The following is a 22,872-nucleotide window of genomic DNA, read 5'->3' as shown; positions in this document are numbered from 1 at the left end:
ACAGCGGTGCGTGCCACATCAGCGACGGCAGGCAAGCGCGCGCGCCGCGCGACGCACAGCACGTGCAGTGGAAACGTTCGTTGGGAATGGCTGCCGGGCGGCAGGCCGCCGACCGAGGCGGGTTACGGCGTGTCCAGACGGTCCAGACGGTCCAGGGCGCGCAACAACGGTGCTTCGCTGGAACCGAGCACGGCACTGAGCTGCTGTTCCATGCGCAGCACTTCGGCCTCGGCGGCGGCCAGGAGCGCGGCACCGGCCGCGGTCAGCGAAAGGTGCTGCATGCGCCGGTCCTGCCGCCCACGCACCTGCCGCAGCAGGCGACGCTTGACCAGCCTGGCCACCACGATCGCCAGATTCGGCGGCGACACGTGCAGCACATCGCCGATCTGGCGCTGGTTGATGCCGGGGTTGCCATCCACCAGCATCAGCAGCGAGAAGTCGACCGGCTTGAGGTCGAAGGCGGCCACGCACTCCTGGAACATCCGCCGCACCATCAACTCGGTGCGGGTGATGCGATACCCCAGCAACCGCAGCAGCCGCGCCTGATCCACCGAGGTGACGGCGTCGGGCAAGGGTGCAGCAAGAGCGGTGACGGGCATGGCGGTTCTCGCGACGGGGGCAGCGGGCGGACCGGTACGCGCAATGCGCCGCATCCGCAACGCCGATCCACGGCGTGCACCGCATTGTAGACGCCACCGGGCCTGCCGATGTGGACAGGCACGCCGCGGGTGCACGCGCCGCGGGTGCGTCAGCCCCGACGCCCTGCCACGCACGCAGCCTGCAGCGTCGGGCCGGCGCTGCGGCTGACGGGGGGCGACGGTGATCCGGGCAAGGCTGAGACATGGTTCCGGCCGGCAAGTGATTGCGTTCCGGAATAGTTATTGATCATAACTACATTGCCAAGCTGCAGCGCAGCATGGTCGCGTTCGCTAGCGGGGTGGCGCTTCTGTGCAAGGAGTGTCGCAGTGATCGGCGCGCATGACGCACCGCGCGCATTGCCGCGGCGGCTGCCGATTCAACGCCTGTATAGCCCGTCTAGGGCAGCCAGAGCTTTTCCAGATCGCGGAAGCCCCATTCGGCAGGGCTTTCCATCTGCGCAATGCGGTCATGGCAGTCCGGACGCGACAGGTCGATGTCCTGCACCAACACGTGGCTGCGCAACTTGGCCGAATAGAACACGCGCACCTTGGGCTTGAGCAGCGCATCGGGCGTCTGTTCGATCACCACCGCAAGTTTTTGCGACTCCAGCCGCACCAGCGAGCCGACCGGATAAATCCCCAGCCGGCGCACGAAAGCCTGGAACACCACCGGGTCGAAATGGCCCTTCCAGGACGCCATTTGCTTGAGCGATTCGGCCGGATCCCAACCGCGTTTGTAAGGGCGGTCCGAGCTGATGGCGTCGTAGACATCGCAGACCGCACCCATGCGCGACATCAACGAAATATTCTCGCCCACCAATTGATTCGGATAGCCGCTGCCATCCATCTTTTCGTGATGATGCAGCGCGATTTCCAGCACCACCGCGTTCTGCACGCCGCCGGCCACCAGCAGCCGATGGCCATCCAGCGGATGCTGGCGCATGATCTCCATTTCGTCGTTGGTGAGCCGGCCGGGCTTGTTGAGAATTTCCAACGGTGTCACCGCCTTGCCCATGTCGTGCAGCAGGCCGCCCATCGCTGCTTCCACCACCTGCGATTCGGGCAGGCCGAGCTGGCGCGCCAACCCGCTCATCAGCCCGGCCACGGCCATCGAATGCAGATAGGTGTAGTCGTCGGCGGTCTTGAGCCGCGCCACGCTGATCAAGGCCTGCGGATGCCGCAGCACCGAGTCGTTGATGGCTTCCACCAGCGGCATGGCCGCTTCTGTGTCGACGGTGCGCCCCAGCCGCACATCGCGGAACATCGCCTCGACCATGTCGCGGCCGTCTTCGAAGATGCGGCGTGCGCGTACCACCTCCGCTTCGATGCCGACCTGGGCGGTCACGCTGTTGGTGCGCACGCTACGCGGCGCGGCGGCAGGCTCCGGCGGTTCGGGCGCAGCAGGTGCCGGGCTCGGCGGCGCGGCTGGTTCGGCGGACACGCCAGGGGGCGTGGGCGCCTCCACATCCAGCCCGCGCGCGGTATCGATCACCAACTGCTCGATGCGGCTGTCATGGATCTTCTCCACATCGTCGGAATCGACCAGAAACGACGTCTTCCAGAACGGATGGTGCACCCACGCGCCCAGCAGCTTGTAGACGTACATGCCGGGGCGGAGTTGATCTGAGTCGATGGTTCTGAGCATGCCGGCGCTGGTCTGCACAATGTCCAGGAAAAGTTCGCCACGACTTGGCGGTCTGCGGTGTTATCGGCACATGGCACGATTTCTTTGGCCCGCGGCCGGGTCGGGGAACGGCCCGGATGTGATGCCGGACGCGGCTGTAGGCGGGCCGCTCAGCGGTTGGGCAACCGCATCGCCAGCACGGCGACGATGGCCAACAGCAACGGCACGCTGCAGGCCAGATACAACATGGCCGGTGACCATCCGGCGTCCAGCAACACCCCGGCGCAGAACGGCGACAAGATCGCACCCAAGCGCCCCACCCCGATCGCCCAGCCCAGCGCAGTCGAACGCACCGCAGCGTTGAAGACGATCGGAACAATGGCGTACATGCCGCCCACCGCAGCAAACATCGCTGCCCCGGTGAGCAAGGCGACGGCGAACGCCCAGCTCAACTGCGTACTGCACAGGCCGGAGGCCAGCATCGCCAGGCCCATCAGCAACAGGGACCCGATCGTCAGGCGCGCCAGCCGCACGCACGATGCCAACCCGCTGAACAGCAAGCCGCCGCCGATGCCACCAAGATTCAACAGCACCCCGCCCGTGACGCCGTCCGTGGCCGACGCGCCGGCGGTCACCAGCAGCTTCGGCGTCCAGCTGATCACGAAGTAGAACGCAAACATCAGCGAGAAAAAGCCAAGCGCGATCAGCAGCGTGTGCCGCCGCATGGCAGCGTCAAACAGGGCCCGATAGCCTTGTGCCTGCGTGGCAGATTGCGGCGGCAGCGGCGGCAATGCGTCGTGCGGCGGCATTCCCATCCGCGCCAGCACGGCGTTGAAGCGCGCGACGGCATCGGGTGGCCGGCGCATGATCAGGAACTCCAGCGACTCGGGCAGGAATGCAAGCACCAACGGCACGCACAGCAACGATGCCACCGCCCCGAGTACGAACACCGCGGGCCACGACCACTGTTGCATCAACAGTTCGGCAATCATGCCACCCAGCGTGGCACCGACCGGGTAGCCGGTCACCTGCAGCACGATGGCAGTGTTGCGCCAACGGGGGCTGGAAAACTCCCCTGCCGTGACTGCAACGCAGGCCAACATACCGCCGATACCCAGACCGGTCAGCAGCCGCAGCGCCCCGAGCTGCCATGCAGTGCTGGCCACTGCCGACATGCCCATGCCGACGGTCAGGATGGCCAGACATGCCAGCGTCAGCGCGCGACGACCGATGCGGTCGGCCAGCGGCGCCAACCCCAGTGCGCCAAGCGCCATGCCGATCAGGCCCGCGCTGAACAGCATGCCCAGCAGCTTGCCCGACAGCTGCCAGTCTGCCGACACGTGCGGTGCGGTGAACGCCATCGCCATCACGTCGAAGCCGTCGAGCATCGTCAGCAACACGCACACCGCAACGGCTCTCCACTGAAACGGCGTCATGCGCTCCAGCACGAAATGCCCAAACGATGCAGTGTGCTGAGGCATTGGCATGTCCTGTGGTGAGAGAGGGTTGAGGCGAAGGCACTGCAGTGGCCGTTGAACGGCGCAGTGTGCGAGACCGGCTAAACCGCGGTGCAGCGATGCGTGCAATCGCCGATGCGCAGTGGCTTGCGACCGCCTGCACACGCTAGCCCATTGCGCTGCCGGTTCAAGGCCGATGACCGCAACGCTGTGCGCTTATCGGAAATGCGCCAACACACTTGGCCAGCGCTGCGATGCCTTCGGATGCACCGCGTCACGTGCTGCCCGCGGCTTTGGAATCTCTGGCGACGCGACACACTCCATTGCACGTCGGCCCACCCGGCCACCTCTGCCAGCCACCTCGCACACATTGCATCCGTGCGTTGGTGACTGCAGCCCGGTGCGCTGCCGCAGCGGCAACCGCAGCGCAGGTATCATCCGCGGCGTGTCCGCAGTGGGCGGCACGCTGACCTGACGGAGATGCCGTGACCCCGATTCGCTCCTTTTTGCACCACACCCCGCAACTGGGCGCCCGCGTCTACGTCGATCCTGCCTGCACCATCATCGGCGAGGTGAGCCTGGGCGATGACGTCTCGGTCTGGCCGGGCACCGTGATTCGCGGCGACGTCAATCATGTGCAGATCGGCGCGCGCACCAACGTGCAGGACGGCACCATCATCCACGTCAGCCACCACAGCCCGTTCAACAAGGCCGGCTACCCCACCGTGATCGGCGAGGACGTCACCGTCGGCCACGGCACCATCCTGCATGCCTGCACCATCGAAGACCTGTGCCTGATCGGCATGGGCGCCTGCGTGCTCGATGGCGCAACGGTCAAGCGCTATGGCTTTGTCGGCGCCGGCGCAGTGGTGGGCCCGGGCAAGGTGGTGGGCGAAGCCGAGTTGTGGCTGGGCAATCCTGCACGCCCGGCGCGCACGCTCAGCGACAAGGAAATCGAAAGCCTGCATTACTCCGCGCAACATTACGTGCGGCTCAAGGATCAGTACCTGGGCGGCTCACCCGCCGGCTGAGCCGCAGCACCGGCGCACCTGTCTGGCGCGGGCGCGACGGTACCAGGTGCGCGCGGCTACGGCTGCGTGGCGTGCTCCAGTGCCGTCAACATCGCCAGCGCCTGGGCGCGCGATGCACCGCACATGTCCTGGGACGGACGCAGGCTGGTGCAGACCGCCGGCCGCGTCGGCAGGCCGAACAGGCGGCAGCGGCCCTGCCCGTCCAGTTGCACGCACGGCACCCCCGCCGGCTTGCCGTGCGGCATGCCGGGAATCGCCGAACTGATGGATGGAGCGATACAGCAGGCCGCGCAGCCAGCGCGGCAGGGGATGTCCATGTGCATGCCGCAGTGTAAACCGCCGCCACCTCCCCGTAGCGGCGGCGATGCCCGCTAGCGGGGCGGAACGTAGCTGGACAGGCGCACGTCGAAGAACGCCTGCACGGCCGCCAGGTTGGCCTTGGCCTGGATGTCCGCACCCACGTCGCGGCTCATGCCAAGCACGTCGTCGTCCGGCCACCCGGGGCCGAAGCACCACTGCGTGCTGGGAATGTTGTAGGCCTGCAAGTGCGCCAGCATGCGCGTGGTGGCGATCTCCGCGCTGCGATTGCCGGCCGGATAGCCGTGCTCGCCCAGATAACCGCGCTTGCCGGCCTGCTGCAGCGCTTCGATGAACGGGCTGACCATGTCGATGCCGGTATCCGGCTTGATCACCTCGTTGCGTCCACCGGGCCCGATCCAGTTACCGCCCCCGCTGCCATTGCTGTCGAGATAGTTGTGCGCCTCGTACACGATGCAATCGTATGGGTCCGGGATGTCGAACAGGTCCATCGAATCGTCCTGCCAGCGCCGGGCGCTGGCATAGCCGTTGCCGCACACGAAAACGAAATGGTTTCGATCGCGGTCGATGATGGTCTTGGAGCAGGCGGTGGCGGTCTTCTGCCAATGTGCGGCCATCGACAGCACCGTGCCATCCGCATTGCGCTCGGCGCCCTGGTACGGCTCGTTCATGACGCCCCAGCCGAACACCGCCGGATGCTGCTTGAACCGGTTGACGATACGCGCCCACAGATCCGGCAGGCCGGCGTCGTTGTAGAGCGTGCACCCCGGCGTGCCGATCACCCGGTATTCGTAGAGCTTGAGCAGTTGGTCGCGACCGTCCAGATAGCCCACGTAATTGAAGTTGCGCAGCGGATAGGTATCGGCCCACAGCTCGGCCGCCGCCAGATCGCCCACACGATTGCCGCGCGCATCGACGACTGCACCGCTGGCATCGCGCCGGTATCCGCTCTTGGCCGCCACCCGCTGCGGCAGCCGCATGTAATCGTGCAGCTCCACGATGGCGCGCTTGCCGCGCGCAGCGATATTGTCCAACGCGTCCTGCACCTGCTTGCAGTAGCTCTCGTTCAACGGCGCGCCCTGCCCACGCGTGAAGCGCGCGGCGGTGGTCGGCAGACGGAAGAGCGGGCAGCTTCCTGCCGCGGCCACATGCTGCGCAGTGATGGCGCGGTAATGCGTGCCGATCTCGGCGTTTTCCACATAACTATTGGAGGCCAGACCGGACAGGTTGAGGCCAGCGAACGGCAGGCTGGCGCTTTGCGCGGCCGCATGGCCTGCCCAACCGGTGGTGGCCACGACCGCGGCGCCGGCCGCCCCTTGCAGCACGCGACGGCGGGTGATGCCGCCGGCGACCGGTGGCGTGGTGGAGTGGGGCGGTGCCGCTGGTGCACGGCGTGGAGATGGATGGTCGGACATAGGGGCGCCTCCTGCGGTGCCGTTGGAAAGATCCTCGCCGGCGCAGCTCCCCCTCGGCCGCACCGACCGCTCTCGATAGTGGCCGCGCCCCAGCGCCCGGATCTGCGCGCCGGTTCGCACTCCTGCCACTGCATGCCCGGGCGCATACGTTTACATCGCATTACATGACAGGCCAACGGCGCTGCGCCGGTGCAGGCCCGTGAGCCGATGGCGCCGGAGCGGCAACTGCGCGGCATGCCGGCAACGCCCGCCGCTGCACTGCGAGTGCACGCCGGCGTGCGTGCTAACGTGCGGACCCTGCGCGTGCGGTGACGGTTGCAGCAGCAACAGTCACGACGCGCTCTAATTGCCAGCCACCGCTCGCCAATCAGCCGTCGAATTCGCCATGCCCGAGTACCGTTCCAAAACCTCCACCCACGGCCGCAACATGGCCGGCGCCCGCGCCCTGTGGCGTGCCACCGGCATGCGCGATGGCGACTTCCACAAGCCCATCATCGCCATCGCCAACTCGTTCACGCAGTTCGTGCCCGGGCATGTGCACCTGAAGGATCTTGGTCAGCTGGTCGCGCGCGAGATCGAACGCGTCGGCGGCGTGGCCAAAGAGTTCGACACCATCGCCGTGGATGACGGCATCGCGATGGGCCATGACGGCATGCTGTATTCGCTGCCCAGCCGCGAGATCATCGCCGACTCGGTCGAATACATGGTCAACGCGCATTGCGCCGACGCGCTGGTGTGCATTTCCAATTGCGACAAGATCACCCCCGGCATGTTGATGGCCGCGCTACGGCTCAACATCCCCACCGTGTTCGTTTCCGGCGGCCCGATGGAAGCCGGCAAGACCAAGCTGGCCGAGCACAAGCTCGACCTGATCGACGCGATGGTGATCGCCGCCGACGACAGCGCCTCCGACGAAAAGGTGGCAGAGTTCGAGCGCAGCGCCTGCCCCACCTGCGGCTCGTGCTCGGGCATGTTCACCGCCAACTCGATGAACTGCCTGACCGAAGCGCTGGGCCTGTCGCTGCCCGGCAACGGCACGGTCGTCGCCACGCACGCCGACCGCGAACAACTGTTCCTGCGCGCCGGACGCGTGGCGGTGGAACTGTGTCACCGCTGGTACGGCGGCGAAGATCCCACTGCCCTGCCGCGCGGCATCGCCACCTTCGAAGCCTTCGAAAATGCGATGACGCTGGATATCGCCATGGGTGGCTCGACCAACACCATCCTGCATCTGCTCGCTGCCGCACAGGAGGGCGAGGTTGCATTCGGCATGCACGATATCGACCGCCTGTCCAAGCGCGTGCCGCAGCTGTGCAAGGTCGCGCCGAATACGCCCAAGTACCACATCGAAGACGTGCATCGCGCCGGCGGCATCATGGCCATTCTCGGCGAGCTGGCACGTGGTGGCCTGCTGCATACCAACGCCGCCACCGTGCACGCACGCACGCTGGCTGAGGCCATCGCGCAATGGGATGTCACCCAGACCGACGATGAAACAGTACACACGTTCTACAAAGCCGGCCCGGCCGGCATTCCCACGCAGATCGCCTTCAGCCAGGCCACGCGCTGGGACAGCCTGGATACCGACCGCAGCGAGGGCTGCATCCGCGATGTCGCACACGCGTTCTCGCAAGAAGGCGGCCTGGCCGTGCTGTACGGCAATATCGCCCGCGACGGCTGCGTGGTGAAAACTGCAGGCGTGGACGAATCCATCCACGTATTCGAAGGCACGGCCCGCGTGTTCGAGAGCCAGGATGCGGCAGTCAAGGGCATCCTTGCCGATGAGGTGGTTGCGGGGGACGTGGTGGTCATCCGCTACGAGGGCCCCAAGGGCGGCCCCGGCATGCAGGAAATGCTCTACCCCACCAGCTATCTCAAATCCAAGGGCCTGGGCAAACAATGCGCCCTGCTCACCGACGGCCGCTTCTCCGGCGGCACCTCGGGGTTATCGATCGGCCACGCATCGCCGGAAGCCGCCGCAGGCGGCGCGATCGGCCTGGTGCGCGACGGCGACAGGATCCTGATCGACATTCCCCAGCGCTCGATCAACCTGCTGATCTCGGACGAGGAACTCGCCCTTCGTCGTGCCGAGCAAGATGCCAAGGGCTGGAAGCCGGTGGAAGTGCGCCCCCGCAAGGTCACTACTGCATTGAAGGCGTACGCGTTGCTGGCGACCAGTGCGGACAAGGGTGCGGTGCGGGACAAGGCATTGTTGGACGGCTAGGGACAGCGAGCGCAGCGTGGCGAGCTGGCTTCGGATGGCCAGCGCGGTGCAACGCATTCGGTGGATTTTCCTTGTCCGTAACAAGGTTGTTGGGCACCAGTCCCTAGGGCAGAGCGCTGCAGAGGTCCATCGCCTTGCTGGGATTACAATCCTTGAGCTGGAAGAGTTCGTACAGGATGCGCAGCACCTTCTAAAGTGCACGCAATCGTTCGACAACTTGGTCAACGACCTCCGCGATAACAATTCATTCAAGCCGAACCCGCTTCGTGGATTGGCTTAACTCGGGCGTTAGTCCGCAAGGGAGATCGCGTGGAAGGCCCAACCAACAAGCTTCTCATCGTCGGCGGCGCACTGAGTGGCGTTGCAGCACTGGCACATCTTGCATGCTTGGTAGTGGGCGAACCACTCTTCCGCCTCTTGGGCGCCGGAGAGCAGATGGCGCAACGTCACGCTGAAGGCAGCTGGTACCCGACAGTGGTCACACTAGCAATCGCCACCATCTTGGCCATCTGGGGTGCATACGCACTCTCGGCTGCAGGTGTATTCCGGCCGTTTCCGCTACGTCGAACAGTCCTTACGGCGGTCACAGGTATTTACATCGTTCGCGGTGTGGCGTTTGTCCCGGTCATGGCCTACTTCCCTGGCAACAGCCTCACGTTCTGGGTCGTGAGCTCGGCGACCTGTCTCGCCATTGGTCTAGTGCACCTTGTGGGGCTTCGCCAGTCGTGGGGAAGACTGCGTCGGCTTGCCGCCTGACAATTCATTCAAGCCGAGCCCGCTTCGGGATGCGGCTTAACTCAGGCGTCAGGCGGCATAGCAACTCGGTGATTACAGCTGCGGAAGGGATGGCGGCAGAACTACAAGGCGCATCCTTAGAAGAGAGGAGGACTTTTGTTCGGGTATGCGAACAGGAGGCGGTCGCCATCAAATCAGCATCACGCGACCAGCGCGTCGCGCATTTCGTTGCAGGACTTCCTTACAGCATAGGCCTAATAGATGATGAGGCCTAACAATTCATTCAAGCCGAATCCGCTTCGCGGCTCGGCTTAAGTCAGGTGTTAAGTGCCATGGACAATCTCTGGGGTCGTGTAGAAAAAGCCTGCTGGTCGTCCGTTCCCCACATGGCTCGCCGCCCCGCAACCGAGGCCGATGTGATAGAGGGTAGAGCCGTGTTCTACATCCCTGGCGGGTCCGAGCCCGTGGACTTCGCGCTTCCGTGCTGCGCTCTCCAGCGCCTTGAGTCTGGTGAGTCCGAGCCCGTCGTCGTAGTCCAAGCTGAGCACGGCCCCTCCGGTGTCATCCTTGGCGTCAGGCCGCTGTGTGGCGGCAATGGCATTTGCATGCTCTCGGAGGTTGAATTGCTTCCGGACGGCTTTCCGTTGCAGGATGGCACATAACAATTCATTCAAGTCGAACCCGCTTCGCGGATCGGCTTAATTCAGGCGTTAGGCCTCGGGGGAAAGTTCAATGCTCACCTACGCAGACGGATCACCAATTCAAGTAGGAGACTCGGTGCTGCTGGAACATGGCCAGACTCCTGGCACCGTTGAGCTTGTCATTCTGACGGCAGCCGAGATGGAGACCATCGGCACTGAAGAACCTGGCGTTATGCTTTTGTCACCCCCATTTGGCCGCGTCTACCTACCAAAATGGTTCCTGCAGCGAGAGCCTTTGCAATATGTTCCTCACCGGCCATCAGCCTAACAATTCATTCCCGCCGAAGTTGTTTCGCAACTCGATTTAATTCCAGCGTTAGGCCGCTATGTCACCTCTATTCGCTGCCGAGATTCATCTGCTACCGACAGACGCCGGCGGATGCACTGGCCACCTGGTGCACGGCGAGTGGCGCGCAGTCCTTGGCATCAACAACGAGTATTGGTCGGCTCGCCTGCTCTTCTCGGGCAATCCTTTGCCTGGAGAGACTTTCCCGGCTACGGTACAACTGCTCATGCCAGAGGCTGTTCGATACTTCCCGGTCGGTACCGAGTTCACGGTCTGGGAGGGTGATACAAAAGCTACTGGCCGCGTGCTGTCAGGCGCGGCCTAACAATCCATTCAAGCCGAAACCGCTTAGTGGGTCTGCTTAATTTGGGCGTTAGCCACGTGAGACCTACTCTTTTCTTGTTTCTGGTTTCGGCTCCTCTTGGCGGATGCCAAGTCCAAGATGTCAGCACATCCTACGGCGCAGTCAATCCTAAGACCGCAATCCCATCGCCTCCTCAAGACTTTGGCGACATCAGCCACTTCAATGCCTGCGACGCCCCCCCGATTTTGAGTAGCACCTCAGTTTGGAGTCCAATTCCCTAACTCGAGGAGATTGGACGTGAAGAAGCGTTTTTCTGAAGAACAGATCATCGGCTTCCTGCGCGAAGCTGATGCCGGTGTGGCGATCAAGGACCTGTGCCGGCGGCATGGCTTCAGCGAGGCTTCCTATTATCTGTGGCGCAGCAAGTTCGGCGGGATGAGCGTGCCCGATGCCAAGCGGCTCAAGGACCTTGAGTCCGAGAACGCGCGGCTGAAGAAGTTGCTGGCCGAGCAGCTGTTCGAGAACGACCTGATCAAGGATGCACTGCGAAAAAAGTGGTGAGCGCACCGGCGCGTCGCATGCTGGTGCGCGAGTGGATCGGGCGTGGTGCCAGCGAGCGTCGTGCGTTGGCAGTGATCGGCATGAGCGCCAGTGCGCTGCGATATTGCCCGCGCGAAGATCGCAACGTCGAACTGCGCGAACGCATCTGTGCGTTGGCGCATCGCCATCGCCGTTATGGTGTGGGGATGATCTATCTCAAATTACGACAGGAAGGACGCATCGTGAACTACAAGCGTGTGGAGCGGTTGTACCGCGAGCAGCAGCTGCAGGTCCGGCGCCGCAAGCGCAAAAAGGTGCTGATAGGAGAGCGTCAGCCGCTGCTGCGGCCATCGCAGGCCAATCAGGTGTGGTCGATGGATTTCGTGTTCGACCGCAGCGCCGAAGGCCGAGTGATCAAGTGTCTGGTGATCGTGGACGATGCAACCCACGAAGCGATCGCCATCGAGGTGGAGCGCGCAATCTCGGGCCATGGCGTGACACGCGTGCTGGATCGGCTGGCGCACAGTCGCGGCTTGCCACAGGTGATCCGCACAGATAACGGCAAGGAGTTTTGCGGCAAAGCGATGGTGGCCTGGGCACATGCGCGTGGCGTGCAGTTACGGCTGATCCAGCCTGGCAAGCCAAACCAGAACGCCTACGTCGAATCGTTCAATGGCCGGCTGCGCGACGAATGCCTCAACGAGCACTGGTTCCCAACCCTGCTGCATGCGCGTACCGAGATCGAACGCTGGCGACGCGAATACAACGAGGAGCGACCCAAGAAGGCCATTGGCGGCATGACGCCATCTGCGTATGCCCAACAGCTGGCCAACACCGATATCATCAACCCCGGACTCTAAACCCGGCCGCTACTCAGAGCGGGGGGACGTCGGCGGCTCGGCTTACCTCAAGCGTCAGGCCGTATGACCAGTTGCCCCATGCTCACTTCAACTGCAAGAGATTGATGTCGCCCCGTGCTTCGACTGCGGGCATGCGCCTGGCGAGCTAGACGAGTGCATTCGCGGAAAGCACGAGTACCACGCCTTTGAAATTTGGGGCCAAGAGATTGTCCTCTGCGACTTCTGTGATGCAGATTTTGGGTCGTACTTTCCGGATTACTGGGGCCTGCCGGAGGGGCCACTGCCAGATTACCCGCTGCATCTTGTTCGCAAGGTTGAGCGCCCCGGCATCGGACGGGACCTATACTGCGCCAACTGCAATCACCGCCTGGAGTTTCTACTGTTCCGGTCGCGTGTGGCGGCGCAGAATGCGGCCTAACAACTCTTTCAAGCCAAGTCCGTCTCGCGGGCAGGCGGCAGCGTAATTCAAGCGCTGGCGCTCTTCAGGAATCGGTGCATGGATCAGTCACAAGCAGACGCAATCGCGCAGGCCATACTTCAGCCGGATCTGGAAGCACGAGAAAAGATTCGTCGCAGGCGTGCCGCGAAAGATCGGGCCGTGGCGGGCCGTCGGATGGTTGGCTGGTTCTCGCTTTCCGGCTTCGTTATCGGTGCCGGTGTGGCACACCTTACTGGCTATCGCTTCACCGATGGCATCATTTGGGGTGGCATCGCTGGCGGCGGGGTTGGCTGGGCTGCACTGACGCTGTGTCGTCGCCGGTTGGCGCCCTGACACTTCATTCCATCCGACAGCACTTCACAGCGCGGACTGACTCACGCATCAGACCGCACATGAGAGAGATGCAAGCAGGGACACCACGAGTGCCTTCTGCAGTCACGGCCGACAGCTCAGCCGATGCGCACGCGGGAGCGCCGCTGCACCACCTCAGCGCATTGGCTTGAATCGCGGTGACGCAGCACTGCGCCTATGCCATCGCTTCGTCGGGATCCAACGCCACTGCCGCCTGCTGCGCGCGATCGAATCGCTCACGCGCGGCGCGGATGCTGCCGTGGTTTTCGCCCGCCCACGTGAGCAGTTGCGAGACCGGGCCGAGGAGGGAAATTCCCAGCTTGGAGAGCGCGTATTCCACGCTCGGCGGCTTGGTGGCGTAGACCTTGCGGGTGATCATGCCGTTGCGCTCAAGATTGCGCAGCGTCTGGGTCAGCATGCGCTTGGAGATGTCCGGCACGGCGCGCTGGATGGCACTGAAGCGGGATGGGCCGGGGATCAGCGTCAGCAGGATCAGCAGGGTCCACTTGTCGCCGATCTGGTCGAGTACATCGCGCACCGGGCACTTGGTGGCGTCGAAGGGTCCTTCCAGGGACGGCGGCAGCGGGAACAGGGCAATCGCATTCACGTGGGGTATCTCACGGTAACCAGGGGGAGCGAAACTGCCTCCTTGCGGAGGCCGGGGCGGGGCTGACACTATGCGGGCGACCAATGAGGTCTAGATAGTAGACCAAATCTCTTATGCGAACCTACCGGAGCCCGTCATGACATCTACATCCCCCCTGATTCTTGTCACCGGCGCCAGCGGGCAGTTGGGTGCGCTGGTTGTCCAAGCGCTGCTTGGCCATCTGCCTGCCAACCGCATCGTAGCAACGGCCCGGGATACCGCGTCACTTGCCGAGTTCGCAAAACGCGACATCGCGGTACGTCAGGCCGACTATGCGAACCCGCAAAGCCTGGACACCGCCTTCGCCGGCGTGGGCCGCGTGTTGCTGGTCTCGTCCAATGCGGTCGGCCAGCGCGTGCCGCAACACCGCAACGTGATCGAGGCTGCAAGGCGCGCCGGGGTGGAACTGCTGGCGTATACGAGCATCCTGCATGCCGATACCAGCACGCTGTCGCTGGCCGCCGAGCATGTGGCCACCGAGGCGCTGCTGCGCGAGAGCGGCGTGCCGCACGCGTTGTTGCGCAATGGCTGGTACACCGAGAACTACACCGGCTCGATCGCCGCAGAAGTCGCCCACGGCGCGGTGATCGGCAGTGCGGGCGACGGCAAAATCAGCGCCGCCACGCGCGCCGACTATGCTGCGGCGGCGGCTGCAGTACTGGCTTCGGACGCCCCACAGGCCAGCCAGGTGTACGAGCTGGCAGGCGATACCGCTTTCACGATGGCCGAGTACGCCGCCGAGGTGGCGCAGCAGTCGGGCAAGCCGGTGGCCTATCACGACCTGCCGGAAGCCGATTACGCGGCAGCGCTGGTGCAGATCGGCCTGCCAGCCGGCTTTGCGCAGGTGCTGGCGCAGTGCTCGGCCGCCTCGCGCGACGGCGCCCTGTTCGATGAGAGCCAGACTCTGGGCCGGTTGATCGGCCGCCCCACCACGCCGTTGCGCGACGCGGTGGCGGCGGCACTCGCGGCGCGCTGAGTCACGGCGCGACCACTGCGCTGCCCAGCCGTTCGGCACGCAGTGGTTCGCGCAGCGTTGAGCAAGTGCGACGTGACCCCTTGGAACCCGGCGAACTTCGTGGCGCTTCACCGCATGCAACCAGCGGCGATGGCCGGCTGGTCGGCGTGGCTGCGTGTGTCGGGATGATCTCCAGTGCGTTGGACCAGTGGCACTGGTTCAGGCGATCGGGTGTGGCGCTGCTCTGAACGGCCGATCAGCAGCCGTGCGCGTCTCGGTTGGTCAACGCGTGGCGCGGTGAGCGCGCCGATGCGGCACTGGGTCGCTGCCAGCGCTGGAGACCTGCACAGCCTGGCGCTGCGCGACATATCCCCCCGCGCAGCAGACGGCCGCGTGACCGGGCCGATGTCGCCGCCGGTGACACGTGCCTGCGGCTACCCAATGGTGGCGCAGACGCTGCGCACGCTGGCGAATCCAGCAGGTCTCATGCCGCGCAGCCATCGGCGATGGGCCACGTCGAAAGCTTGGACGGCCCGTGCGCAATCTCCGCCATGCCCACGACCGCACCTTCCGAATCCAGTTCTGTACGAGCGTCTGCACCCCATCGCGCGCAGCTGGGCCCGCCTCACGTTGGTCGCAGAACTGCCATCGCCCCGACACGACCGTGACACAAGGGCCACGGCAGCGAGGTCCGCCAGTGTCACCAAACTGACATCAAATCTAAATATAACTGCTGCCATTGCCGCTACGTCAGGACGACCGGCGCCTGGCAGGCGCTTCCACGCCGTGCAGCCGCCTTCTTGGCAGCACCGGATCGACGCAGCCGCCGACCCGTTTCCCTTGCACGAGCCGGACCGATGAAAAAACGCAATTTCGCCACTGTTCTGTGCGCCCTCAGCGCGACCGCCAGCGGCAGCACGCTGGCCGCCGAGCTGGAGCTGTACGTCGACCGCAAGACCAAGCAGATCTTCGCCGAGCCGGCGCCAGGGCGCGACAAGCTGGGCACCTTCGTGCAGGTGGACGAAAACGGCAAGCTGCCGGCGTCGGCGATGCCGGCAACGCCTGCGCAACCGCTCCCGCCCGCGCCGGGCGCCGCCACGCCCGCCGACACTGCCGTTGCCCAGGCCGCGCCTGCGCCGGCGCCCGCTGCAACGCCAGCGCCGGCCAAGTCCGGCGACGCCGGCAAAAAGTGGTACGACAAACTCAGCCTGCGCGGCTACACCCAGATCCGCTACAACCAGGGCATCGGCGGCGATGCGCAGGACCTGCGCGCGCCGGGCGACCGCTTTATCGGCAACGACCAGAGCCTGGGCATCCGCCGTGCGCGCCTGGTGCTGAGCGGCGATCTCAACGAGCACGTGTCGCTGTATTTCCAGCCGGATTTCGCCAGCACGCCCACCGGCTCCACCACCTCCAACTTTGCGCAGCTGCGCGATGCCTACGCCGATATCTTCTTCGACAAGAAGCGCGAATATCGCGTGCGTGTGGGTCAGTCGAAAATGCCGTACGGCTGGGAAAATCTGCAGTCCAGCCAGAACCGGCTCTCGCTGGATCGTGCCGATGCACTCAACTCCGGCCTGCGCGACGAACGCGATATCGGTGCGGTGTTTTATTACAGCCCCACCGTGGCCAAGGGCCGCTTCCAGGACCTGGTCAAGTCGGGATTGAAGGGGTCCGGCGATTACGGCGTAATCGGTGCCGGTGTGTACAACGGCCAGGGCGCCAACCGCGCCGAGCGCAACGACAGCATGCACGCGGTGGTGCACGCCACCTACCCGTTCAAGTTCGCCAACGGCCAGTACCTGGAAGTGGGCGCCGACGCCTACGCCGGCCGCTTCGTGCCGACTGCGGCGGCAGTGAATATCGGCGGCCGCAGCTTTACCCCGGCCATCACCGAGCCCAATGGCTATACCGACCAGCGCGTGGCCGCGCACATCATCTACTACCCGCAGCCGTTCGGACTGCAGGCGGAGTGGACGGTGGGCCGTGGCCCGGAACTGGATGTGGCCCAACGCCGCATCCGCACCCGCTCGTTGAGCGGCGGCTACGTGCAGGCCATGTTCAAGCACGACTTCAACTACGGCACCTTGCTGCCCTACCTGAAATGGCAGACCTACCGCGGCGGCTCCAAGTTCGACACCAATGCCCCGCGCATGCGTCTGGACGAAGTGGAAGCCGGTGTCGAATGGCAGCCGATGGATGCGCTGGAACTGGTGTTCGCCTATTCGAAGATGAAGCGCACCGACGTCAGCACCGCGCCGTATCCGGTGGTGGAAGGCGATTTGCTGCGCCTGCAGTTGCAGGTCAATTACTGAGCAAGGTCGGCAGCGCCGGTCATGGCCGCTGTGGCGATCATGGCCGGCGCATTCGTGTGCGGCTGCGCGCGTTCGCGCCGGGATCTGCATGCACGCAGGTGCCTGCGCGATGCTGCCAGCCCCGCGCGTGGTGACGCGCTCACTGGAACGCAGATGCACATCAAGGCCACGGTGGAGCGACTTCCCGGCGGGATGATGCTGGTCCCCCTGTTGCTCGGGGCGGTTTGCCACACGCTCTGGCCGCAGGCCGGCAGCACCTTGGGATCTTTCAGCAACGGGCTGATCAGCGGCACCGTTCCGATCCTGGCGGTGTGGTTTTTCTGCATGGGGGCAACCATCCAGCTGCGCGCCTCCGGACGAGTGCTGCGCCGTTCGGGCAGCCTGGTGCTGACCAAGATCGCAGTGGCCTGGCTGGTGGCAGTCCTGTGCGCACCGCTGCTTCCCATCGGCGGCGTGCCGAGCGGGCCGCTGGCCGGGCTGTCGGTCCTGGCGCTGGTGGCTGCGATGGACATGACCAACGGCGGGCTGTACGCCGCGTTGATGCAGCAATACGGCAGCAGCGAAGACGCAGGGGCGGTGGTGCTGATGTCGCTGGAATCGGGACCGCTGATCTCCATGCTGATCCTGGGTGCCAGCGGCCTGGCCAGCTTCGACCCACTGCTGTTCGTCGGTGCGGTGCTGCCGCTGTTGCTGGGCTTTGCGCTCGGCAACCTCGATGCGCAATTGCGGCAGTTCTTCGCGCAGGCGACCACGACGCTGGTGCCCTTCTTCGGCTTCGCGCTCGGCAACACGCTGGATCTGTCCACCATCGCCCACACCGGCGCAAGCGGGGTGCTGCTGGGCGTGGCAGTCATCGTGATCACCGGGCTACCCCTGCTGCTGGCCGACCGCTGGATCGGCGGCGGCAACGGCACGGCCGGGGTGGCGGCCTCCAGCACCGCCGGTGCCGCCGTGGCCACTCCGGCGCTGATCGCCGGCATGGCACCGCAGTTCGCACCCGCCGCGCCGGCCGCGACGGCGCTGGTGGCCAGCGCGGTCATCGTCACCTCGTTGCTGGTGCCGTTGCTGACGGCCTTGTATGCACGCCGTGGGGTTGCACGCAGCGGCTGAGAGCCGGGCCGGTGTCATGCGGCCTGCGATGGGATGCGTGGGCCATGCGCGTTGCGCCATGCATGGCGCCGGCGCGATCAAGCGCCGGCGACGCCCGTGCGCAGCCGCTGGCGATGATATGGACGATGTCCACGAATCGGCATCTGCCGCGTTTGCGCGCACCCCGGGCCCGCCCGACGGCACGGGGCACACTGCTGTGGCAATGAGACTAGGAGCGGCTGACAAAACGTAGCGAGCGGCCGTGAGGTGGGCGCGGACGGCGCGCTCAGAACCGCAATGTACAAGCGGTACATGAGAATTCCGAGCACCGGCCGCGCCCGCCTGACGGCTGCGTAGGAGTGTTGTTAGTTGCCCTAAGCCGACAGCTCGTCACGCACGATCTGCGCGCCTGCACTGAGCGCACCGAGCTTGCCGCGCGCCACGTGCCGGGCGAGCGGCGCCATGCCGCAGTTGGTGGAGGGATAGAGTTTGTCGGCATCGACGAAGCGCAGCGCCTTTCGCAGTGTCTCGGCCACTTCCTGCGGTGTTTCGATGGTGGTGCTTGCCACGTCGATGGCACCGACCATCACCTTCTTGCCGCGAACGAGTTCGATCAGATCGATCGGCACGTGCGAGTTGTGGCATTCCAGCGAAATGATGTCGAGCGAGGATGTTTGCAGCTTGGGAAACGACTCTTCGTACTGGCGCCACTCCGAGCCCAGCGTCTGCTTCCAGTCGGTATTGGCCTTGATGCCGTAGCCATAGCAGATGTGGACGGCGGTCTCGCACTTCAGCCCTTCCACCGCGCGCTCCAGGGTGGCAACGCCCCAGTCGTTGACCTCGTCGAAGAAGACATTGAAGGCCGGTTCGTCGAACTGGATGATGTCCACGCCGGCCGCTTCGAGTTCCCTGGCTTCCTGATTGAGGATCTTGGCAAACTCCCATGCCAGTTTTTCGCGGCTTTTGTAGTGCGCATCGAAGAGGGTGTCGATCATCGTCATCGGGCCGGGCAGCGCCCACTTGATCGGCTGGCGGGTCTGCTGGCGCAGGAACCTGGCGTCGTCCACGAACACCGACTTTGGGCGGCTGACCGCGCCGACGACGGTCGGCACGCTGGCGTCGTAGCGGTCGCGAATCCTGACCGTCTGCCGCTTTTCGAAATCGACACCGCTGAGATGTTCGATAAACGTGGTGACGAAATGCTGACGGGTCTGTTCGCCGTCGCTAACGATATCGATGCCGGCGTGCTGCTGTTCCTGCAGCGACAAACGCAGCGCGTCCTGCTTGCCTTCGATCAATTCGGCGCCCTGCAATTTCCAGGGCGACCAGAGCGTTTCGGGCTGGGCAAGCCAGGACGGCTTGGGCAGGCTACCGGCGGTTGAGGTGGGAAGCAGCTTTGTCATGATGAGTAATGGGATGGGTTCTGGTTGATTAGGAAGCGTGGCTGGACGCCCACTGCGCAAGAAGGTTGCCGTAGGGCCGGATGAAGTGCTCTTCGGTGAACTTTCCCTGCGTCACGGCGAGCTGGCTGCGCTCTTGGCGGTCGTAGACGATCTGGGTGGACGAATAGTCCTGATGCTTCAGGCTCGGCCGATAGGTCGGCCCTGCTGCAGCGTTGGCGTTGTAGATCTCTGGCCGGTAGATCTTCTGAAATGTCTCCATCGTGGCGATGGTGCCGATCAGCTCCAGGTTGGTGTAGTCGCCGAGCAGGTCGCCGAAGAAGTAGAACGCCAAGGGCGCAACGCTGTTGGGTGGCATGAAATAGCGCACCTGCAGGCCCATCTTTTCGAAATACTGGTCGGTCAACGAAAACGCGTCCTGGCGGTATTCGATGCCCAGGATGGGGTGCCGGTTCCCGGTGCGGTGATAGGTTCTGCTGGTGGAGACGCTGATGCAGATGACCGGCGGCTTCCGGAAGTGCGCGCAATATGCGGGCGAATGCACGAAGTGCTTGAACAGCTTGCCGTGCAGGTCACCAAAATCGTCCGGGACTTTGAAGCCGGACGCATCCTGGTTGTGCGCGGGCAGCAGCACGCTGAAATCGTAGTCGCGCACGTAGGAGGAGAAATTATTGCCGGCAATGCCGTCGATACGCGCGCCGGTGTGGCGATCGACGATGGTGGGCTTCAATATCTCGATCAACGGAAACGCATCGTCCAGCGCGCGTTCGCCGATGTGCATTTCGACGGAGATAATGTCCAGCTCCACCGCATAACGGTCGCGGTCGGGGTTATCCCAGTGCGCCAGCTCGTTGCAGCGGTTGTCGATCATCGCCAGCGTGTTACGCAGGTTTTCCTGACGTCGCTGACCCCTGGCCAGGTTGGCGAAATTGGTCGTGTTGCGCGTCGTGGCCGAGGGACGGTAGTCCTCATCGAAGCGCAGGCTCTTGATGGTGAAATTCAATGCGTGAGTCATTGCGAACCGATGCCTTGTTTCTAAGATGGGAACGCGCGCATGCGCTGCGTAACGGGTCATGCCGGCGGCATGCAAGCCGGGAAGTGGATCAGCGCGCGCTTGCCGACCGATCCGGTTCCCTGGCTACCGCGAGCTGGACCCTCAGGCCGCAGCCACACCCGGCGCGGCAATGGACCGTGCATGCCCGGTCAGCTCGATCAACGGCAATGCCCGCTGCACCGCCAGCATGGCCCGTTCGGCCAGCGCGTCGTTGTGCACGCGGTAGTCCAGAAAGTCGCGGTCGGTTGCGTAAACGCCCAGCGGCAGGGTGCGTGCCTGGAAGAAGCTGAAAAGCGGACGTAGCTGATGGTCGATCACCAACGCATGGCGGTCGCTGCCCCCGGTTGCGGCGAGCAGCACGGGCGTGTCGATCAAGGCGTCCTGATCGATGAAATCGAAGAAATGCTTGAACAGTCCGGTGAAGGAGCCGCGGTAGACCGGTGTTGCCACCACCAGCACGTCGGCCTGCTCCACCAGGCAGAGCGCCTGCTCCACCGTGTCGGGCACTTGGGTACGCCAGAGCGCGCCCGCGAAGTGCGGAGCCAACGCTCCAAGTTCGACCAAATGGCGCTCGCACGGCACCTGATCGGCGATTAACTCCAGCAGGTGTTCTGCCAGGGCGACGGCCTTGGAGGGGCGTTGCATCCCGCCGGAGACCGCAACGACGCGGAGTGGGTGTTTGACAGTCATGCTGGGCAACCTTACGCAGTGGGAACGTCGTGCAGTGCGCCAGGACGCTTGCGGCCCGACCCATCGGCCGCGCCTTGGTCCGAACCCGTTCACACGGCAGCGGCTGAACGACGAGTCCCGATGCTAGGGCTCGCATTCGATGAAGTAAAATGGTGTTATTTCAACATTCCATGAATTCGGATCATTGAATGCTCGAGCGCATCCATCTCACCATCGTCCAGCAGGTCGAGCAGCAAGGCTCGCTGACTGCCGCCGCAGGCGTGCTGAATCTGACCCAGTCGGCGCTGAGCCACAGCATGAAGAAGCTGGAACAGCAACTGGGCACCGACATCTGGTTGCGCGAGGGGCGCAGCCTGCGCCTGACCCAGGCCGGCCAGTACCTGCTGGCGGTGGCGAACCGGGTGCTGCCGCAACTGGATCTGGCCGAAGAGCGGCTGGGGCAGTTTGCCCAGGGCGAGCGCGGTGCGCTACGCATCGGCATGGAATGCCATCCCTGCTACCAGTGGCTGCTCAAGCTGGTGGCGCCGTATCTGGCCACCTGGCCGGATGTGGATGTGGATGTGAAGCAGAAGTTCCAGTTCGGCGGCATCGGCGCGTTGTTCGGCTACGAGATCGATCTGCTGGTCACGCCCGACCCGCTGTTCAAGCCAGGGCTCAGGTTCGAGCCGGTGTTCGACTACGAGCAGGTGCTGGTCGTGGCCAAGCGCCATGCGCTGGCGTCGGCGGCCTACGTCAAGCCACAGCAGCTCACACGCGAAGTGCTGATCAGCTACCCGGTGGATCTTGAGCGCCTGGATATCTACAGCCAGTTCCTGTTGCCGGCCGGCGTCACGCCGCGGCGCCACAAGGCCATCGAAACCACCGACATCATGATGCAGATGGTGGCCAGCGGCCGCGGCGTGGCCGCCATGCCGCGCTGGCTGGTGGAGGAATATGCGGCCAGGATGGACGTGGTGCCGGTGCGGCTGGGTGCGCGCGGCATCCCCAAGCAGATCTATCTGGGCGCGCGCGAGGCGGACATCGCGATCGATTACCTGCGCGCCTTCATCGAACTGGCGCGCGCGCCCGCCAATGCCACTGCCTACACGCAAGGACCCCACTGATGGATTCCACTGCCCAACGCATGCCACTTCCACTGCCTGATGGCCACGCCAAGGTCTTGCTGCATTCGTGCTGCGCGCCGTGCTCTGGCGAGGTCATGGAGGCGATGTTGGCCTCCGGCATCGACTACACCATCTTTTTCTACAACCCCAACATTCATCCGCGCAAGGAATACGAGTTGCGCAAGGATGAGAACGTGCGTTTTGCCGAACAGTTCGGCGTGCCCTTCATCGATGCCGACTACGATCGGGACAACTGGTTCGAGCGGGCGCGCGGGATGGAAAACGAACCTGAGCGCGGCGTGCGTTGCACCATGTGCTTTGACATGCGCTTCGAACGCACCGCGCTGTATGCCCACGAGCACGGCTTTCCGGTGATCACCAGTTCGCTGGGCATCTCGCGCTGGAAAAACATGCAGCAGATCAACGACTGCGGCATTCGCGCCGCGTCCAGGTATCCCGGCTTGATGTATTGGGAGTACAACTGGCGCAAGGGCGGTGGCGCCTCGCGCATGATTCAGATCAGCAAGCGCGAGAACTTCTATCAACAGGAATACTGCGGCTGCGTCTATTCCCTGCGCGACACCAATCGGCATCGTGTGGACAGCGGCCGCAAGCGCATTCAACTCGGTGTGAAGTTCTACGGCGATGACGCGCCGGAAGACTGAGCCTTTCGCCAGTCCAGCGGAGACCACATGGG

General features: G+C 64.4%; 19 protein-coding genes, 1 other RNA gene and 2 pseudogenes. 12 read left to right on the top strand and 10 right to left on the bottom strand.

The window, feature by feature from the left end; all coding sequences use genetic code 11:
- Nucleotides 1-122 precede the first annotated feature (122 nt).
- The 3 genes from ACDH77_RS01670 to ACDH77_RS01660 form a co-directional block, all read right to left on the bottom strand.
- Complete coding sequence (locus ACDH77_RS01670; protein WP_011346056.1) at nucleotides 123-653, bottom strand: MarR family winged helix-turn-helix transcriptional regulator; 531 nt, start codon at nucleotides 651-653, stop codon at nucleotides 123-125.
- Between the two features lie 382 nt (nucleotides 654-1,035).
- Complete coding sequence (locus ACDH77_RS01665) at nucleotides 1,036-2,283, bottom strand: HD-GYP domain-containing protein (RefSeq protein WP_008577977.1); 1,248 nt, start codon at nucleotides 2,281-2,283, stop codon at nucleotides 1,036-1,038.
- A 149-nt stretch (nucleotides 2,284-2,432) separates the two neighbouring features.
- Nucleotides 2,433-3,743, bottom strand: coding sequence for an MFS transporter (locus ACDH77_RS01660; RefSeq protein WP_031420775.1), 1,311 nt, complete (start codon nucleotides 3,741-3,743; stop codon nucleotides 2,433-2,435).
- Nucleotides 3,744-3,983: 240 nt separating this feature from the next.
- Between ACDH77_RS01660 and ACDH77_RS01655 the strand changes: the two are divergent.
- Nucleotides 3,984-4,208 (top strand): annotated as a pseudogene (locus ACDH77_RS01655) (hypothetical protein).
- Nucleotides 4,205-4,750, top strand: coding sequence for a gamma carbonic anhydrase family protein (locus tag ACDH77_RS01650; RefSeq protein ID WP_031420774.1), 546 nt, complete (start codon nucleotides 4,205-4,207; stop codon nucleotides 4,748-4,750). Before ACDH77_RS01655 ends, ACDH77_RS01650 begins: the two are co-directional and overlap by 4 nt.
- Nucleotides 4,751-4,806: 56 nt before the next feature.
- On the opposite strand, the gene ACDH77_RS01645 is transcribed toward ACDH77_RS01650, so the two are convergent.
- Complete coding sequence (locus tag ACDH77_RS01645) at nucleotides 4,807-4,995, bottom strand: hypothetical protein (RefSeq protein WP_031420773.1); 189 nt, start codon at nucleotides 4,993-4,995, stop codon at nucleotides 4,807-4,809.
- 126 nt (nucleotides 4,996-5,121) lie between these two features.
- On the bottom strand, nucleotides 5,122-6,483 hold the full coding sequence (locus tag ACDH77_RS01640; protein ID WP_031420772.1) for a glycoside hydrolase family 5 protein: 1,362 nt from the start codon (nucleotides 6,481-6,483) through the stop codon (nucleotides 5,122-5,124).
- 385 nt (nucleotides 6,484-6,868) lie between these two features.
- Between ACDH77_RS01640 and ilvD the strand changes: the two genes are divergently transcribed.
- The 5 genes and pseudogenes from ilvD (at nucleotide 6,869) to ACDH77_RS01615 (ending at nucleotide 12,905) form a co-directional block, all read left to right on the top strand.
- The gene (gene ilvD / locus ACDH77_RS01635; RefSeq protein WP_031420771.1) at nucleotides 6,869-8,707 is read left to right on the top strand and encodes a dihydroxy-acid dehydratase; all 1,839 of its coding nucleotides are present in this window, start codon (nucleotides 6,869-6,871) and stop codon (nucleotides 8,705-8,707) included.
- A gap of 64 nt (nucleotides 8,708-8,771) precedes the next feature.
- Nucleotides 8,772-8,987, top strand: a pseudogene (locus ACDH77_RS01630) (hypothetical protein); the annotation flags it as partial.
- Nucleotides 8,988-10,174: 1,187 nt separating this feature from the next.
- Nucleotides 10,175-10,411: a hypothetical protein gene (locus ACDH77_RS01625; RefSeq protein ID WP_144080855.1), complete on the top strand. Its 237-nt coding sequence runs from the start codon at nucleotides 10,175-10,177 to the stop codon at nucleotides 10,409-10,411.
- A gap of 619 nt (nucleotides 10,412-11,030) precedes the next feature.
- A protein-coding gene (locus ACDH77_RS01620; RefSeq protein ID WP_094030629.1) for an IS3 family transposase occupies nucleotides 11,031-12,133 on the top strand; the annotation gives its coding sequence in 2 pieces (ribosomal slippage) (nucleotides 11,031-11,289 and nucleotides 11,289-12,133; 1,104 coding nt in all).
- A gap of 496 nt (nucleotides 12,134-12,629) precedes the next feature.
- Entirely contained in the window at nucleotides 12,630-12,905 is a 276-nt protein-coding gene (locus ACDH77_RS01615; RefSeq protein ID WP_014089090.1) for a hypothetical protein, read from the top strand.
- A gap of 193 nt (nucleotides 12,906-13,098) precedes the next feature.
- On the opposite strand, the gene ACDH77_RS01610 is transcribed toward ACDH77_RS01615, so the two are convergent.
- Nucleotides 13,099-13,530, bottom strand: coding sequence for a winged helix-turn-helix transcriptional regulator (locus ACDH77_RS01610; protein WP_008576183.1), 432 nt, complete (start codon nucleotides 13,528-13,530; stop codon nucleotides 13,099-13,101).
- Between the two features lie 136 nt (nucleotides 13,531-13,666).
- Between ACDH77_RS01610 and ACDH77_RS01605 the strand changes: the two genes are divergently transcribed.
- From ACDH77_RS01605 to kdgT, 3 genes are all read left to right on the top strand, one after another.
- Nucleotides 13,667-14,545, top strand: a complete 879-nt coding sequence (locus ACDH77_RS01605; protein ID WP_031420769.1) for an SDR family oxidoreductase — start codon at nucleotides 13,667-13,669, stop codon at nucleotides 14,543-14,545.
- Between the two features lie 836 nt (nucleotides 14,546-15,381).
- Entirely contained in the window at nucleotides 15,382-16,839 is a 1,458-nt protein-coding gene (locus ACDH77_RS01600) for an OprO/OprP family phosphate-selective porin (RefSeq protein ID WP_031420765.1), read from the top strand.
- A 153-nt stretch (nucleotides 16,840-16,992) separates the two neighbouring features.
- Complete coding sequence (gene kdgT / locus ACDH77_RS01595) at nucleotides 16,993-17,949, top strand: 2-keto-3-deoxygluconate transporter (RefSeq protein ID WP_033478904.1); 957 nt, start codon at nucleotides 16,993-16,995, stop codon at nucleotides 17,947-17,949.
- Nucleotides 17,950-18,165: 216 nt separating this feature from the next.
- On the opposite strand, the gene ACDH77_RS01590 is transcribed toward kdgT, so the two are convergent.
- The 4 genes from ACDH77_RS01590 to msuE all read right to left on the bottom strand — a co-directional run bounded on the left by ACDH77_RS01590 (nucleotide 18,166) and on the right by msuE (nucleotide 21,072).
- A non-coding RNA gene (locus ACDH77_RS01590) (sX9 sRNA) lies at nucleotides 18,166-18,242 on the bottom strand.
- 60 nt (nucleotides 18,243-18,302) lie between these two features.
- The gene (locus ACDH77_RS01585; protein WP_033478903.1) at nucleotides 18,303-19,331 is read right to left on the bottom strand and encodes a methionine synthase; all 1,029 of its coding nucleotides are present in this window, start codon (nucleotides 19,329-19,331) and stop codon (nucleotides 18,303-18,305) included.
- Between the two features lie 28 nt (nucleotides 19,332-19,359).
- Entirely contained in the window at nucleotides 19,360-20,343 is a 984-nt protein-coding gene (locus tag ACDH77_RS01580; RefSeq protein ID WP_109298535.1) for a DUF1852 domain-containing protein, read from the bottom strand.
- Between the two features lie 141 nt (nucleotides 20,344-20,484).
- A complete protein-coding gene (gene msuE / locus ACDH77_RS01575) occupies nucleotides 20,485-21,072 on the bottom strand; it encodes an FMN reductase (RefSeq protein ID WP_071118791.1) in 588 nt (195 codons plus the stop codon).
- A gap of 188 nt (nucleotides 21,073-21,260) precedes the next feature.
- On the opposite strand from msuE, the gene ACDH77_RS01570 reads away from it, so the two are divergent.
- Entirely contained in the window at nucleotides 21,261-22,175 is a 915-nt protein-coding gene (locus tag ACDH77_RS01570) for a LysR family transcriptional regulator (RefSeq protein WP_008574897.1), read from the top strand.
- Entirely contained in the window at nucleotides 22,175-22,840 is a 666-nt protein-coding gene (locus tag ACDH77_RS01565; RefSeq protein ID WP_014089082.1) for an epoxyqueuosine reductase QueH, read from the top strand. The genes ACDH77_RS01570 and ACDH77_RS01565 overlap by 1 nt, the downstream gene beginning before the upstream one ends.
- Nucleotides 22,841-22,872 lie beyond the last annotated feature (32 nt).

This window comes from Xanthomonas axonopodis pv. maculifoliigardeniae, assembly GCF_041519315.1.
GTDB lineage: Bacteria > Pseudomonadota > Gammaproteobacteria > Xanthomonadales > Xanthomonadaceae > Xanthomonas > Xanthomonas euvesicatoria.
The sequence above is the reverse complement of the archived record's forward strand: the minus strand, read 5'-3'. Positions and strand labels throughout refer to the sequence as shown.